This is a genomic window from Natronomonas sp., assembly GCF_046483325.1.
Lineage (GTDB): Archaea > Halobacteriota > Halobacteria > Halobacteriales > Haloarculaceae > Natronomonas.
Genome location: NZ_JAWODL010000024.1, coordinates 148,658 through 162,089, shown reverse-complemented (window position 1 = coordinate 162,089; position 13,432 = coordinate 148,658). Strand labels below are relative to the sequence as shown.

Here is a 13,432-nt window from a genome sequence, read left to right as displayed (position 1 = left end):
GGCGTCCCACCCGGTGTCCCGGGCTGGCCGCAGCGATATCGGTTCACGCTCGCCACCGGACGGACTCCCCATTGAGCGACGTGACGGCACAGGAACGACGGGCGACGGTTGACGAGTCGATACCGATACTATATTGTATACGAGTACTGGATATATTTAAGCATTGCTACCATGAGGCTCGACAACGATGGTCTATCTTTCGATAAAACCGGCAAACGAAGCCCGTTTATGCTTAGACGTGACGATACGCAGTTCGACGAGTGTCGACGGGGATTTATAAAAGGTGAATGTAATACATCGCCGTATCCAAGGGACGGTATGTTCGATGAATCGTTACTCGGCGACGGATGGCAGGTGTGGAACGCCGACGATGAGCGGGCGGTGCTCGCGTACCGCCCGGACGTCTTCGACGGATCGACGTTTCCGGCACCCTGCCTTCCGACGGTGTACGTCAGTCGCGGACGCCTGGCTCGCCGTCCGGAAGGGGACCGAAACCTCCCACCCGACGCCCCGTGGCTCGTCAGACTCCGTCTGGAACCGGACGTCGAGCGGAAGCCGGATGCATACGAGTCGAGAACGGAAGCCATCGAAGGGACCGAACAGTTGACCAAGCGGTTTTCCGCTGGAAACATCGACTACCGGTCGCTGTACGAGATCCCTCGGGAGCCGTACCTCGACGCGCTTGATTCGCTGCTCGAAGGGTAACTCGCGGTCAGGTAGCTTTATTCAGCCGCCTCCCAAACCCGCGAGTATGACGTGGGATAGCGTCGATCTGGAGTGGAGTGGTGACATAGCAACGGTGACCGTCGATCGGCCCGAAGCCCTCAACGCGCTGAACGTCGAGACGATCGAAGCGATGGGCGAGGCCATCGCCGAAGCCAAAGACGAGGAGGCCCGGGTACTCGTCGTCCGGGGGGCCGGTGACGACGCGTTCATCGCTGGCGCGGACATCAAGTACATGAAGGACCTCTCGACTCCGGAAGGGCAGGCCTGGGGGGAACTGGGTCACAGCGTCGCGAACGCGCTCGAACGGTTCCCGGCACCGACGATCGCTGTCGTCGACGGCTACGCGTTCGGCGGCGGCTGCGAGATGGCGATGGCCTGTGACATCCGGGTCGGCAGCGAATCCGCGCTCATCGGCAACACCGAGATCGATCTCGGCATCATCCCCGGCTGGGGCGGCACCCAGCGGCTCCCGCGACTCGTCGGTGAGGAGACGGCGAAACGAATGATCTACCTCGGCCAGCGTCTCGACGCCGAGACCGCCCACGAGGAGGGGCTCCTCGGCGAAGTGGTTCCCGACGACGAGATCGACGACCGCGTCGCGGAACTCGCCGCCGAACTCGCCGAGAAGCCGGCCTTCGCGCTCCAAGCCGCGAAGGACGCCATCGCGCAGGGGTACAGCGACATCGGTGGGCTCGACTACGAGAAACGGACCTTCGGCGGGCTGTTCGGCACGCCCGATCAGCGCGAAGGGATGGACGCGTTCGTCGATAACCGCGAGCCCGATTTCGAGTAGGACTCATCAGCGGAAGACGAAAAGGAAATACTCCAAGCGCCCATCGATCCGGTAATGGACCGGCGCATCCACAGCCTCGATGCGATGCGGATCGTCGCGATGGTGTTCGTCGTGATCATTCACACGAACCCCTTCGAAAGCGTCGGGATGTACGGCAACGGGCTCAACTTCGTCGTCGAGACGACAGCTCGGTTCGCCGTCCCGTTCTTTTTCATCGCGTCGGGATACTTCTTCGCCGTCGGGACGCGCCGGACGGATTCGACGGCGTATCTCAAAGGACGTGTGAGGACGATTTCGTCGCTCTACGTCTTCGGTATCGTCCTCTCGTTTCCGGTCTTCCTCGGGGGGGATACTGCACTCGCGCTTAGCTCGGGAGCCGACGTCACAGCGATCGTCGTCGAGCGCGTGACGGCGTTCCTCTCGCCGATCGACCTCCTCTACTACGGAACCTCGGCCTCAGAGATCCTGTGGTTTCTACCGGCGCTACTGTTCTCGCTCGTGTTCATCCATCTATTCGTGAGACTCGACCGGGTCGAATATCTACTTCCAGTGGCGCTCGGTGTCCACATAGTCGGCCTCTTGGGATCAAGTTACACGATGTTCGTCGACGTGCCGTTTGAGATCAGGGATGCCCTGTTCTTCGGGTTCTTCTATACCAGTCTCGGGTACTACATCAGCACTCACGACTGGCAACCGAACGGCGACCGAAGCGAGCGCTATCTCGCGATGACGGCCCTGCTCGGGATCGCACATCTCGCCGAACGATACGTGCTGGGGTACGTCATCACCGGCGATAGCTTCGCACGCGGCGTGTACTCACCGACGTACACGATCACCACTGCGTTGTTCACGCTCTCGCTGTTCGTCTTTCTCCTCTCGCGGCCCGATCTGGGGGCGGGAACGTCGTTGCCGTCCTGGGGAAAATACGCGGTGGGCATCTACGTCGCGCACCCGCCGGTGTTACAGCTCTTTGCGATCCTCAAGGGGTCGCTCGGCATCGCCGATTCGGGGCTTGCGGGAGCGATCGCGTGGCACCTCGCGTACACGCCTGCGACGTTCTTCGGCGCGCTCGCCGTGTATTTCGCGGCCCACCGGCTTCGAGTAATAGAGATCGGCGGCTCGCACTTCCCGTCGCTCCCGCGGCTTCGAGCGGAGCGATCGAACTGAGACGTAGTCCCGCGAACTATCCCTGCCCGACCATCGAGTCTTCGTCCTCCCACTCGCGCTCTCTGAGTTCGTACTTTTGTATCTTCCCGGTCGCCGTGGTCGGCAACTCAGCGACGAACTCGATGCGGCGAACGACCTTGTAGCCCGCGAGGTGGTCGCGGGTGAACTGGGTGAGTTCGTCCTCGGAGATACCCGGATCCTCCGGGTCACCGCTGGTCGGAACGACGAACGCCTTCGGCGTCTCGCCCCACTCCTCACTGGGGGAGGGGATTATCGCCACTTCCGATACCTCGGGGTGTTCGAAAAGCGTGTCCTCGAGCTCGATCGAGGAGATGTTCTCGCCGCCGGATATGATGATGTCCTTCTTTCGATCCTGAATCCTGATCATCCCGTTTTCGTCGACCGCCGCGAGGTCTCCCATGTGGTAGTACCCATCGACTCGATCGTTGAACGCTTCTTCGGTCGCCTCGGGCTTACCGAGATAGCGGTCCATGACCTGGTTGCCGCGGACCACGATCTCGCCGATCGTTTGGCCGTCTTCGGGCACGTCGGTACCGTCCTCGTCGACGACACGGATCTCGGTGCCGAGATAGCCGATCCCCTGGGTCTTTTTCACCGCGAACCGATCGGGCGAGTCGTCCTCGAAGTACCGACGGGCGTCCGAGGTGGTGATGAGCGGCCCCGTCTCGGTCGCCCCGTAGACGTGTTTGAGGTACCAGCCGAACTCGTCTTCGACCGTTCGGATAGTCGCTTCCGGCGGGGCGCTGCCGGCCGTCGCGACCCGGACGTCGGCGTCACCGGTCGTCTCGACGTCGTGATCCCCGTAGTAATCGAGAAGCATGTTCAACACCGTCGGCGCGGCACAGAGATACGAGACGTCCTCGGATTGGATGGTGTCGAAGATCCATTCGGCGTCGATACCGCGGGTACAGACCTGTTTCGCGCCCATCCCGGTGAGTGCGTAGATATGTCCCCAGCCGTTGACGTGGAACATCGGCAGCGTCCACAGATAGACGTCGTCGTCGCGAATCTCTTGATGGATCGCGACGAGGTAGGCGTGGATCGTTTCCGTCCGGTGGGTCCGCATGACGCCTTTCGGATCGCCGGTCGTCCCCGAGGTGTAATTGATCGTGATTACGTCGTCTTCGTCCATCTCCGGGGCGTCGTAGGTCGGCTCGGCGTCGTCGATGACGGTGTCGAAGTCCTCCCATTCACCCTCGGTTTCGTCGACGTCGTTCGTGATGAACACTTCAGTCGGGACCGAGTCCCGAACGGCCTCGATCTTCTCGGCCAGTTCGTAGTCGACGATGATCGCCTTGACCTCGGCGTCGTTCAGGATGTACTCGAAGTCATCGGGCAACAACCGGTAGTTCAGCGGCGTGTGTATCGCGCCCAACTGCATGATGCCGTAGGCAGATTCGAGGTGGTAGTGGGTGTTCGGATCGAGGACGGCGACGGCGTCGCCCTTTCCGATGCCGCGTTCCTGTAGCGCCGCCGAAAGCCGGTCCGCGCGGTCACCGACCTCCTCGTACGTGAAGCGCTCGCCGGTCGTCGCCACGACAGCCTCGTGGTCGCCGTAGTCGCGACGAGCACGGTCGAGAAACTGCGTCGTCAGTAGTGGTTTTCGCATACATCGCAGTCCTCGGAGTCCGTCGTAATAATTCATGTAGATACGCGCTGGCGGATATCCGACTGGCTCGGCCAAAGAACTATACGGGGGCGATCGGTATCGCGTGACACGATGAGACAACCAGTAATCGCGGCCGTTGGCACCTCCCCAATCGGCCGGAGTGAACTCCCCGGGCGCGATCTATTCTCCATCGCGCTTGCGGAGGCTTTCGACGGGCTGCCGGATCCGGCTGAACTCGTCGAAGCGGTCTACGTCGGCAACCAATCCGAAAGCTACGAACACCAGATCATGTACGGGACGCTGTTGGCCGAATGGGCCGGCGTCGGAACGGTCCCCGCCGAACGCGTCGAAGGCTGCGCTGCGGCCGGCGCGCTCGCTCTCAGGCACGCCGTGAAGGACGTTCGAAACGGTGAACACGACGGTGTCCTCGCGTGCGGTGTCGAAAAGATGACCGCCGGCGGAACCGGCGGCGCAACCGACGCGCTCTCGGCGGCCTTCGATCGGGCGATCGAGCAGCGATCGGGCGTGACCGCGCCGAGCCAGTACGCGCTTCTCGCACAGCGATACCTCCACGAGACGGACGCGACCGAGGAGGATCTCGCCGAGATCGCGGTCAAGAACCATCGAAACGCGGCCGCGAATCCACGAGCACAGTTCCAACAGGAAATCGATACCGGGACTGTACTCGAATCGCCGCCGGTCGCACCGCCAATGAAGCTGTACGACTGCGCCCCGGTCGGCGACGGGGCCGCGGCGGTGCTCGTGACGACCGCCGACATCGCTGACGACCTCGGCGTCCCGGCAGTGACCGTCGACGGAACCGGCGCGGCGGCGAACAACATCGCCGTGGCCGAGCGGGATCTGACCGATATCGAGGGAGCGGCGGTCGCCGCCGGGACCGCCTACGAGGAGGCCGGCGTAGGACCGGAGGACATCGATATCGCGGAGGTTCACGACGCCTTCACCGTTAGCGAGGCGCTTCTCGCGGAAGCGGTCGGATTCGCACCGAAGGGAGCAGGCTACGAGAGCTACCTCCCAACGGGGGAACGATCAGACGGCTGGACCGACGTCGAGCTCAGCACGAGCGGCGGGCTCAAGGCTCGGGGCCACCCCATCGGTGCGACGGGAGTGTTACAGGCGATCGAAGCCTACGAACAGTTGACCGGAGCGGCGGGCGATCGCGCGGTCCCGGACGCCGAACGCGCGCTGATCCTCAACGAGGGCGGCGTCGCCGATGCGGTAACCGTTACGCACGTCCTCTCGGCGGAGGGGGTACAATGAGCCGTGAAAGCCACGAGGGACAACCGGAACTCGATGCCGACAACCCCCTCACGCTTCCCGGCTTCTTCGACGCGCTCGCCGAGGGGGAGCTGCTGGGCGGGATATGTGCCGACTGTGGGGAGGTGTTGCTCCCCCCGCGTCCGGCCTGTTACAATTGTGGGAGCCGATCGATCGACGTGGAATCGCGGCCTCGAATCGGATATATATACACCTACACGGAGGTTCACACGCCCCCGCCGGCGCTCGAAGACGACGCGCCGTACACGATCGCGATCGTCGAACTCGAGTCCGGCGGTCGACTCACGGGGCGCGTCGAATCCCCTTACGAGGTCGTCGAGATCGGCGATCGGGTCGAACTGCGCGTCAGGGCACCGACGGAGGGGGAACGCTTGCTCGCGTTGGAACACGAGTCGGGATGGCCGATCCACGTCTTCGAGCGCATCGAGTGAGGCCACGACCCCAACCGCCCGGCGACGACCTTAACACCTCACCACCGAAATGAGAGGTATGGCGAAGGTCACGCTGCTCGGTGAGCATCTCGCGTCGGCCGGGACCGAGTTCGTATACGGTGGCGAATCGACGGCCTGCGAGGGATGCCCGTATCGGAACCAGTGTCTCAACCTGACGGAAGGACGGCGGTACCGAGTGACCGAAACCCGCGATTCGGGGACGCTCGAGTGCGCCGTCCACGCGACTGGTGTGACTGCCGTCGAGGTCGAACCGGCTTCGGTACTCGCGAACGTCGCCTCCAACGCTGCCTACGCGGGGAGCAAGGCCAAACTCGAGGGGCCGTGTCCCTACACCGAGTGTCCGAGCCACGACCTCTGTGAGCCGGCGGGTGCCGACTTCGACACCGAGTATCAGATCGCGGAAGTCGTTGGCGAACCACCGCACGACCACTGCATGCTAGATCGAGAATTGACGCTGATCGAGTTCGCTCCCGAGAGCGAGTAATCGCCGTCAGCGAGTCCCGCTCTCGACGTGCGCTGACGCCTCGCCTCCCCCGTATGCCGACGATTCGCCGTCGAGTCGCCCGACGAGCGATCCAGCGTAGCCGAACACGTGTCGATACCCGTACGCCGACAACAAGATGGGATAAAAAGGGGACTCTGCGACCAGCGGTTCGCCATCCATCGCGGCGTACCGGTCGCCTGCTGCGACTCGCTCGAAGTTCTCGACGAAGACCTCGTATTCGTCGGCGCGCTGTTTGGGAATCTGTTGATCGAGCCGAAAAACCGGGAGCGGGTGGTGTCTCGGTGGCTTCGAACGGTTGGTGAGCGCTCCGACTGCGACGAGAAACTCCCGAACGAGTTGTTTCGCGTTCTCGGCGGCGGCAGCCGATCGTTGGAGGCCGCACTCGAGTTCGATGACGTTCTGGTAGGAGATGAGCCGTCCATCGCTGTAATCGGCCGTCTCGACGAGCGCCTCGACGGAGAGATACGGACAGATAGATCGCGCGTGGCCGTCGAGTTCGTCCACGAGCGCGAAGGGTGCCGCGTGTGACTGCGTCGAGTGCAGCGAGAGGATCTCACAGCCGCGGATCTCGGAGATCACTTCGTGAGCGAGTCGCCCCTCGTGCGTATCGGCGTCGGGCGATCCGGGGAAGGCACGGTTCAGATCCTCGTCAACGTACCGAACGTCGCGTTCGAGTGCCAGTTCGTTGGCGAGGATTAGTTTGATCGGTCGCTCAACGTCCGGGTCCTCGTCGATAAGAGACTCCACGGCGACCCGACCGCAGGGTTCATCCCCGTGAATCCCGCCAACGATAGCGAATTCCGGTTCGCCGTCGCCCAGCGTCTCAACGCGCATCTGTTCGCTCGTAGCGTCTCCGGCTCTATGAACCCCCCGCTTTGCGTCGGGCTCGAGGAGGGTAAAACCGAAAGAAGTGTGTCCGAAACGGTTACAGCTTGCCGGCCTTCTGCAGCTTCATCAGATCCTCCGTGTCGAGGGTTTCGCCTTCCTTGAACTTCTGATAGATCTCCTCTGCTTCCTCCTTTGCGGCCTCGCGCTTCTCGGCGCGCTCGTCCTTGCGCTCGGCTTCCTCTTCCTTGTCGAGCTCGCGCAGACGTTTTTGCACGCGGACGAAGTCCTCGTGGTGACGGTCGGCGGCCTCTTGGGCCTCGACGAACTTCTCGTGCCACTCGTCGGCCTCGTCGCGGATGTCGTCGGCCTCGCGGTAGGCCTCGATCATCTTGTTGTGGTGTTCTTGGGCCTTGTCGGCCAGTTCGGTGACTTTCTGATGGTGAGTTGACGCTTCCGCGCGGACCTCCTGAGCCTCTGATTTGATCTCTTCGAGATCCCCGCCCTGGTCGAGTTTCTCCTTTCTATCGGAGAGTTTCTCGCGTTTCGCCTCGATCTTCTCGATCAGTTCGCGCTCGTCCTCGCTGGAGAGCACCTCGGTCTGCTGTTTGAACTCCAGATCCTCGATCTCCTCTTTGAGCTGGTCGACGCTTTTGCCCTCGTTCAGCTCGAGGTCGTCCTTGAGACCGTCGACCTCGTCGAAGAGTTCGTTGGCCTTCGCGTTGAGCTCGTTGCGTTTTTCTTTGTGCTCTTGGACCTGCTCGTTGAGCTCGTCGCGGTTCTCGCGGTGCTCTTGGGCCTCGTCGACCTTCTCGCGAGTCTTCGCGTTGAATTCGTCCCGTTTGGAGGCGCGCTCGGAGGCCATCTGGTTCAGCTCGTTTCGTCGGTCACGAAGCTGGCCGGCTTTCTTTATGAGTTGGCCCTTGGATTTGTTTTCGAGGTCGTCGTCTGTCAGTTCTACGTTGTCGGATTTATCGATTGACTCTGCCATGGTTGTTCACGTTACTCCATTACCGCTCCGGCCGCGGACAGCAACCGCTGCTGAAAAATCGGTCACCGTGTGAGGAAAGTTCCCTGTCATTCTGGTCGGCTGACGATGCTGCCGAACGCCGGACGCGTTCTGGTAGGTAAACTTACGATATAGCCGTATTTAAATTTTTTGCAGACCGAACCCCGTGTAAACGGCCACCACGAGGGGAGTGCCCTGCGTTATGCATTGGCACATCAGTTGGACGAGTATATAAATAACAGGCTCCTTCGGAAGCACGTGAGACAACGCATTCGCGCGAGCGGCCACGAACACGTCAGCGCCGAACACGCGAGCACCTTCGAGTTGACGAGCGACGACTGGCTGACACCCGCCGGCGACTGCATTCTCGGTATCGAAGCCGATGGGACGCCCGCGGCGCTCGACGACGCGTTCGTTTCGGCGTGTCGATCCCACGACGCGACGATCACCGCCAGACTCCGCGTCGGCGACCGCGAGCAGGTGATCGTAGGATCGGGCCACCCCGGTCTGAGCTTCGAGAACGATCGGAGTATGGTCGTCCGGACCAGCGACTACGTCGACGACAGAACTGTAATGGTCGGCGCGGACACCGCCGCCGCGGACATCGACCGCGATATCATCGAGGAACTCGAAGCAGGTTCGGAACTGGAGTGTGTTCTCGAAGTCGACGCCGAGTAGGACCGCCTTCAGCGGATCGACAGCGGTGTCGTTGCGTTACGGAGTGCTTTTTTCCCAGCGGATACAACGACTCGTATGGACGACGAACCGGCCGAGAACATCTCCGGAGGCGAATCGGGCGGGGGTGACTTCGCCCGGTTCGATCCCTCGGGTTCGGGGACCCGAGCAGAAGCGGTCGTCGACCGGCTCGGCGAGATGTACTGGCAGAAAAGCTACGGGGGCCGGGACGGCTTCGAATGTCTCGTTCGGACCATCCTCAGTCAGAACACCTCTGACGTGGCGAGCCAACCGGCCCACGACGCCTTGATGGATCGCTACGGCGGTGGGGGCGACCTCGCTGGGACGCTTGCGGGAGCCGTCCAACCCGAACTCGCGGAGACGATCTCCTCGGCCGGGCTGTACAATCAAAAGTCCGAACGAATCATCGCGATCGCTGACCTGGTTCTGGACGAGTACGGGAGTACCGAGGCGTTCGATCGGTTCGTCCGCGAGGAGTCGCCGAAGACGGTCCGGAAGACGCTCCTCGACATGAACGGTGTCGGACCGAAAACCGCCGACTGCGTGCTCCTGTTTGCGGGTGGGCGCGGCGGGGTCTTCCCCGTCGACACGCATGTTCACCGCATCGCGCGCAGGATGGGCCTCGCACGCGCCGACACCGACCACGAGGGCGTGCGCGAAGCGCTCGAATCCGCCGTTCCAGCGGCGAAGTGTGGCTTCGGTCATACGGCTATGATCCAGTTCGGTCGCGAGTACTGCTCAGCGCGTAAACCGGCGTGTCTCGAGGACCCAGAGGCCTGTCCGCTGGCGGATCGATGCGAGCAGGTCGGCGTCTATCCGGAGACGGGTGCGGTTATCGACCCCGCCGAGGCACCCCGCTCGAGCCGGTGACCGCGAGGTGAATTAATCGAAACTCGTGGTGGAGCCGCTCGGACCGCTCCCGTAGGCCGCATAGAGTATCAGTCCGGCGATCACGAAGTCGATCGCGTGGGCGATCAGGTGATGAACGGACATCGGAACGACCCCGGAGACGGTCCCCAGCCCGACGATCGATCGAAAAAACAGCGTCCCGATGGCGAGCGTGACGAGCGCGTACGTTCGGGTCCGACGACGGGTGTATGCGACGAGTGCAAGCACCAGAAGGATCCCGGTCCCGACCCCCGCAAGCGCGAGAACGGCGAACAGCAGTACGGACTCCGGGTACCCGATCCAGTCGCCGGTCGCCTGGAGGGAAAGTGGGATAGATTCCATGTCCGACGTTCGGACCGTCCCGGATATCAAACCACGGACGACCCAGGCGGTCGCGGTCGTCGTCCCACGGTGTTTTTGTCCGCCGCCGACCGAACGTGCGTATGCTTACGAAGGACCTGCTCCGCGTTTCGAGGGGCGGTGGGGGATACCAGCCTCGCTTCACCGATCCGTCGGACGAGGCCCTCGCCGCACGGGTCCTTGGCGTCTATCAAGGTCACGTGGGGGAGCCGAAACGCGAACTCGACGGCGCACTCGCCGGTCTCGAGCGCGATGTCGACGATTTCAAGCTCGTTCGTGGATTCGCGAAGCTGCTCGAACGGGACGCGCAATTCGGGGTCGATGCGCCCATTCCGCCGCGTCGGGCCAGAAAAGCCGCCTTCGAAGCCGCGGAATCGGTCGGCGTCGTGACCGGGGACGACAGGGCACGGGCGCTCGCTGTGGCGGCCGACCGTCTCGGTGAGACGGCGGAGCACATCGACGCGTCGCTCTTTTCGGATCGGGAGATCGAATCGGTTCTCGACGCGATCGAGACCGACTACGATCCCGAGTCGCTCCGCGAGCAGTACGATCTCTCGCTCGCACAGACGGCGCTCTTCGACGCGGTGTCGGTCCGAATCGAAACCTCGGAGCCGAAGGCGCTCGTCTCGGCGGTGAAACGCCTCCGGCTGATGTACGAGATCCGACGAGCCGACCGTGGACGGGCCGTGATCGTCACCGGGCCTGACGCCCTCTTTCGTCGGTCGAGACGCTACGGGACGCGGTTCGCTCGGCTGCTTCGGACCGTGACGAAAGCCGCCGAGTGGCGGCTGGAGGCCACGATCGACGATCGCGGGACGGAGCGAATCCTGCGGCTCGATTCGGACGATCTCCGACACCCGACGGCCGAGCCGGTCGTCGAGCCGAGTTTCGATAGCGGCGTCGAGTCCGATTTCTACGCCCGCTTCGACGCGTTAGATCTCGATTGGGGGCTCCTCCGGGAGCCCTCCATGCTCGAATCCGGCGAGTACGCGGTGATCCCCGATTTCGCCTTCGAGTGGCGCTACGGTGAGTTCCGAGTCTTCTTCGAGATCATGGGCTTTTGGACGCCCGAGTACGTCGAGAAGAAGCTCTCACGGTTCGAGGAGCTCGAGGACGTCGCCTTCGTCGTCGCGTACGACGATTCGCTCGGCGTCGGCGAAGAGATCGAAGCGCTCGGCCATCGAGCGATCCCCTATACGGGAACGGTTAGCGTCGCGGACGTTCGGGACGCGCTCCGCCCCTACGAGTCGGAGCTACGGGCCGAAAGCGCCGCTGCGCTCCCCGAGAGCGTGGTACCGGACGCCGACGTCGTGACGCTCGCGTCGCTCTCCGAGGCGCACGACGTCCCCGAGCGCGCAATCGAGGCGGTCGAGTTTCCGGAACACGAACTCGTCGGTCGAACGCTGGTCAGGCCGGCCCTGTTGGACGAACTCGCCGACGAACTCGAAACCGGAACGCATCTCGACGACGTCGAGACGATACTGGATGACTACGGTATCGAGGAGACGAGCGCGTTTCTCGCCCGCCTCGGGTACCGCGTCGAGTGGGAGGGCCTCAGCGGTGGGACGATCGTTGAGCGGGATTAGAGGTCGCGTTGGCGACCCTTCGGCATCTGCGATCGAAGCTCATCGTAGAGGTACAGCCCGACGCCGATCGGTTCGACCCCCCCTGCAATCTCGTGAGCTGCGATGAGATAACCCCAATCGCCGTCCCACTCGGGGTCGATATCCTCACCACGAAGGAACGCCTTCGCCTCCTCGTCGTCGAGGGCGATCACGTTCTTCGTCGTCCCGCGACCGAATCGTTGGACGGCGTCGGTAGTCGGTTTCCAGTGCTCCTGTCTGGTCCGAAGGAACGTCATTCCGAGCCCCTCGACCTCGGCCGGTGAGTCAACCTCCCCCGCGAAGGCCCAGATCTTTCCCGAGCCCTTCTCCCAGAACGTATATCGCTCGAACCGTTCTGGATCGAGATCGAAACGCTCGACCCACCAGCCGACGACCTCCTCGCGGGTTGCTCGCCCCTCGACCTCTCGGTCGGCCGCCGTTCCGGGCAATCGATCGAATCGCTGCCCGACGTTTTCGTCCCCTCCGGTGTCTCCGCTCATTCGCCCACCTCCAGTTTTGCACAGAAGAACCCGCCAGTGTCGTTGTGGTGTGGGTAGATCCGTTTGGCCTTGCGCATCGAGTCGGCGAACGTCTCGCCGTCCCACTCGAGGAGCCCCGGAACGTGTTCGAGCGGGAGGTCGTACTCGACGAGACGACAGTCGGCTCGATCGAGCGCGTATTGGAGCACTGCCTCGTTCTCCTCGGGGGCGAACGTACATGTCGAATAGACGACGGTGCCGCCCGGCTGGGTGATCTCGATCGACCGTTCGAGAATCCCCTTCTGGACGCCCGCGATCCCCTCGATGTGATCCATCGACCAGTTGTCGACCGCGTCGGGGTTCTTTCGGATCGTCCCCTCACACGAGCAGGGGACGTCGACGAGCGTACGGTCGAACTGCTCCCCGCTGAACGGCTTCAACGAGAAATTTCTCGCGTCCTGTCTGGTCACGACGAGGTTCGTCACGCCGCAGCGTTCGGCGTTCGACCGCAACGCGGACAGGCGTCCGAGGTTGTTGTCGTTGCCGACGAGCGTGCCGCGGTCGTCCATGCGCGCGGCGAGTTGCGTGGTCTTGCTTCCCGGCGCGGCACAACAGTCCAGCACTCGCTCGCTGGGAGTAGGGTCGAGCGCGATCGCGGGGACCGCCGAGACCTCCTCTTGGCCGTACACCCAGCCGTGAACGAACGGCCAGGAGTTCCCGGGCGATTCCCCGCCGCCGAGCCGGAAGAGCCCGTCGTGCCAATCGACGGGGACGTATTCGACGCCAGCTTCATCGAACGCCCGCCGTACTCGGTCGGCCGTCGATTTGATCTCGTTGACCCGGACGACCGACGGCAGCGGACGCTCACACGCGGCGTGAAACGCCGACGGGTCGCCGACGATCGGGTCGTATCGCGAAAGCGGCTCCATGCGCACAGTCGGCCCGGGGGTGGTTTGTCGGTGTCGGTGTCGGTTGCTGATCGCGTGTCCCCGGCGATTC

Annotated in this window: 15 protein-coding genes; 9 read left to right on the top strand and 6 right to left on the bottom strand. The window is 63.1% G+C overall.

Features of this window, described 5'->3' with window-relative positions; translation table 11 throughout:
- Positions 1–318: 318 nt before the first annotated feature.
- Genes R6U53_RS08360 through R6U53_RS08350 form a run of 3 tightly spaced genes read left to right on the top strand, consistent with a single transcriptional unit; the run spans position 319 to position 2,686 of the window.
- Positions 319–705, top strand: a complete 387-nt coding sequence (locus tag R6U53_RS08360; protein ID WP_410321901.1) for a DUF5820 family protein — start codon at positions 319–321, stop codon at positions 703–705.
- A gap of 46 nt (positions 706–751) precedes the next feature.
- Positions 752–1,519, top strand: coding sequence for an enoyl-CoA hydratase/isomerase family protein (locus R6U53_RS08355; protein ID WP_410321900.1), 768 nt, complete (start codon positions 752–754; stop codon positions 1,517–1,519).
- 54 nt (positions 1,520–1,573) lie between these two features.
- The gene (locus R6U53_RS08350; RefSeq protein WP_410321899.1) at positions 1,574–2,686 is read left to right on the top strand and encodes an acyltransferase; all 1,113 of its coding nucleotides are present in this window, start codon (positions 1,574–1,576) and stop codon (positions 2,684–2,686) included.
- Positions 2,687–2,702: 16 nt separating this feature from the next.
- On the opposite strand, the gene R6U53_RS08345 is transcribed toward R6U53_RS08350, so the two are convergent.
- Entirely contained in the window at positions 2,703–4,316 is a 1,614-nt protein-coding gene (locus R6U53_RS08345) for a long-chain-fatty-acid--CoA ligase (protein ID WP_410321898.1), read from the bottom strand.
- A 111-nt stretch (positions 4,317–4,427) separates the two neighbouring features.
- On the opposite strand from R6U53_RS08345, the gene R6U53_RS08340 reads away from it, so the two are divergent.
- From R6U53_RS08340 to R6U53_RS08330, 3 genes are read left to right on the top strand one after another with little or no spacing between them, the layout of a single operon-like run.
- Positions 4,428–5,597: a thiolase C-terminal domain-containing protein gene (locus R6U53_RS08340; protein WP_410321897.1), complete on the top strand. Its 1,170-nt coding sequence runs from the start codon at positions 4,428–4,430 to the stop codon at positions 5,595–5,597.
- Positions 5,594–6,046 carry a Zn-ribbon domain-containing OB-fold protein gene (locus tag R6U53_RS08335; RefSeq protein WP_410321896.1) on the top strand — a complete coding sequence of 151 codons (453 nt, stop codon included), beginning with the start codon at positions 5,594–5,596 and terminating at the stop codon, positions 6,044–6,046. The genes R6U53_RS08340 and R6U53_RS08335 overlap by 4 nt, the downstream gene beginning before the upstream one ends.
- 58 nt (positions 6,047–6,104) lie before the next feature.
- On the top strand, positions 6,105–6,551 hold the full coding sequence (locus R6U53_RS08330) for a UPF0179 family protein (protein WP_410321895.1): 447 nt from the start codon (positions 6,105–6,107) through the stop codon (positions 6,549–6,551).
- 6 nt (positions 6,552–6,557) lie between these two features.
- Here the strand turns inward: R6U53_RS08330 and R6U53_RS08325 are convergent, their stop codons facing one another.
- Together R6U53_RS08325 and R6U53_RS08320 are read right to left on the bottom strand one after the other, a co-directional pair.
- Positions 6,558–7,406, bottom strand: coding sequence for a succinylglutamate desuccinylase/aspartoacylase family protein (locus tag R6U53_RS08325; protein WP_410321894.1), 849 nt, complete (start codon positions 7,404–7,406; stop codon positions 6,558–6,560).
- 91 nt (positions 7,407–7,497) lie between these two features.
- Entirely contained in the window at positions 7,498–8,388 is an 891-nt protein-coding gene (locus R6U53_RS08320; RefSeq protein ID WP_410321893.1) for a coiled-coil protein, read from the bottom strand.
- Positions 8,389–8,664: 276 nt separating this feature from the next.
- On the opposite strand from R6U53_RS08320, the gene R6U53_RS08315 reads away from it, so the two are divergent.
- Positions 8,665–9,084 (top strand): DUF371 domain-containing protein, encoded by a 420-nt coding sequence (locus R6U53_RS08315; RefSeq protein ID WP_410321892.1) that lies wholly within the window; start codon positions 8,665–8,667, stop codon positions 9,082–9,084.
- A gap of 75 nt (positions 9,085–9,159) precedes the next feature.
- A complete protein-coding gene (gene nth / locus R6U53_RS08310; RefSeq protein WP_410321891.1) occupies positions 9,160–9,972 on the top strand; it encodes an endonuclease III domain-containing protein in 813 nt (270 codons plus the stop codon).
- Positions 9,973–9,984: 12 nt separating this feature from the next.
- Here nth and R6U53_RS08305 read toward each other — a convergent pair whose 3' ends face one another.
- Positions 9,985–10,332 (bottom strand): hypothetical protein, encoded by a 348-nt coding sequence (locus R6U53_RS08305; RefSeq protein WP_410321890.1) that lies wholly within the window; start codon positions 10,330–10,332, stop codon positions 9,985–9,987.
- A gap of 101 nt (positions 10,333–10,433) precedes the next feature.
- Here R6U53_RS08305 and R6U53_RS08300 point away from each other — a divergent pair, with 101 nt between their 5' ends.
- Complete coding sequence (locus R6U53_RS08300; RefSeq protein ID WP_410321889.1) at positions 10,434–11,936, top strand: DUF790 family protein; 1,503 nt, start codon at positions 10,434–10,436, stop codon at positions 11,934–11,936.
- Here the strand turns inward: R6U53_RS08300 and R6U53_RS08295 are convergent.
- Together R6U53_RS08295 and R6U53_RS08290 are read right to left on the bottom strand one after the other, a co-directional pair.
- Positions 11,933–12,454, bottom strand: coding sequence for a hypothetical protein (locus R6U53_RS08295; RefSeq protein ID WP_410321888.1), 522 nt, complete (start codon positions 12,452–12,454; stop codon positions 11,933–11,935). The genes R6U53_RS08300 and R6U53_RS08295 overlap by 4 nt on opposite strands.
- The gene (locus R6U53_RS08290) at positions 12,451–13,362 is read right to left on the bottom strand and encodes an RsmB/NOP family class I SAM-dependent RNA methyltransferase (RefSeq protein ID WP_410321887.1); all 912 of its coding nucleotides are present in this window, start codon (positions 13,360–13,362) and stop codon (positions 12,451–12,453) included. Before R6U53_RS08290 ends, R6U53_RS08295 begins: the two co-directional genes overlap by 4 nt.
- Between the last annotated feature and the right edge of the window lie 70 nt (positions 13,363–13,432).

Excerpts from the sequence above, each read along its gene's own strand:
- R6U53_RS08340 (WP_410321897.1), top strand. The coding sequence starts at position 4,428 with ATGAGACAACCAGTAATCGCGGCCGTTGGCACCTCCCCAATCGGCCGG.
- R6U53_RS08290 (WP_410321887.1), bottom strand. The coding sequence starts at position 13,362 with ATGGAGCCGCTTTCGCGATACGACCCGATCGTCGGCGACCCGTCGGCG.
- R6U53_RS08335 (WP_410321896.1), top strand. The coding sequence starts at position 5,594 with ATGAGCCGTGAAAGCCACGAGGGACAACCGGAACTCGATGCCGACAAC.
- R6U53_RS08350 (WP_410321899.1), top strand. The coding sequence starts at position 1,574 with ATGGACCGGCGCATCCACAGCCTCGATGCGATGCGGATCGTCGCGATG.
- R6U53_RS08305 (WP_410321890.1), bottom strand. The coding sequence starts at position 10,332 with ATGGAATCTATCCCACTTTCCCTCCAGGCGACCGGCGACTGGATCGGG.
- R6U53_RS08300 (WP_410321889.1), top strand. The coding sequence starts at position 10,434 with ATGCTTACGAAGGACCTGCTCCGCGTTTCGAGGGGCGGTGGGGGATAC.
- R6U53_RS08320 (WP_410321893.1), bottom strand. The coding sequence starts at position 8,388 with ATGGCAGAGTCAATCGATAAATCCGACAACGTAGAACTGACAGACGAC.
- R6U53_RS08355 (WP_410321900.1), top strand. The coding sequence starts at position 752 with ATGACGTGGGATAGCGTCGATCTGGAGTGGAGTGGTGACATAGCAACG.
- R6U53_RS08325 (WP_410321894.1), bottom strand. The coding sequence starts at position 7,406 with ATGCGCGTTGAGACGCTGGGCGACGGCGAACCGGAATTCGCTATCGTT.
- R6U53_RS08360 (WP_410321901.1), top strand. The coding sequence starts at position 319 with ATGTTCGATGAATCGTTACTCGGCGACGGATGGCAGGTGTGGAACGCC.
- nth (WP_410321891.1), top strand. The coding sequence starts at position 9,160 with ATGGACGACGAACCGGCCGAGAACATCTCCGGAGGCGAATCGGGCGGG.
- R6U53_RS08295 (WP_410321888.1), bottom strand. The coding sequence starts at position 12,454 with ATGAGCGGAGACACCGGAGGGGACGAAAACGTCGGGCAGCGATTCGAT.
- R6U53_RS08330 (WP_410321895.1), top strand. The coding sequence starts at position 6,105 with ATGGCGAAGGTCACGCTGCTCGGTGAGCATCTCGCGTCGGCCGGGACC.
- R6U53_RS08345 (WP_410321898.1), bottom strand. The coding sequence starts at position 4,316 with ATGCGAAAACCACTACTGACGACGCAGTTTCTCGACCGTGCTCGTCGC.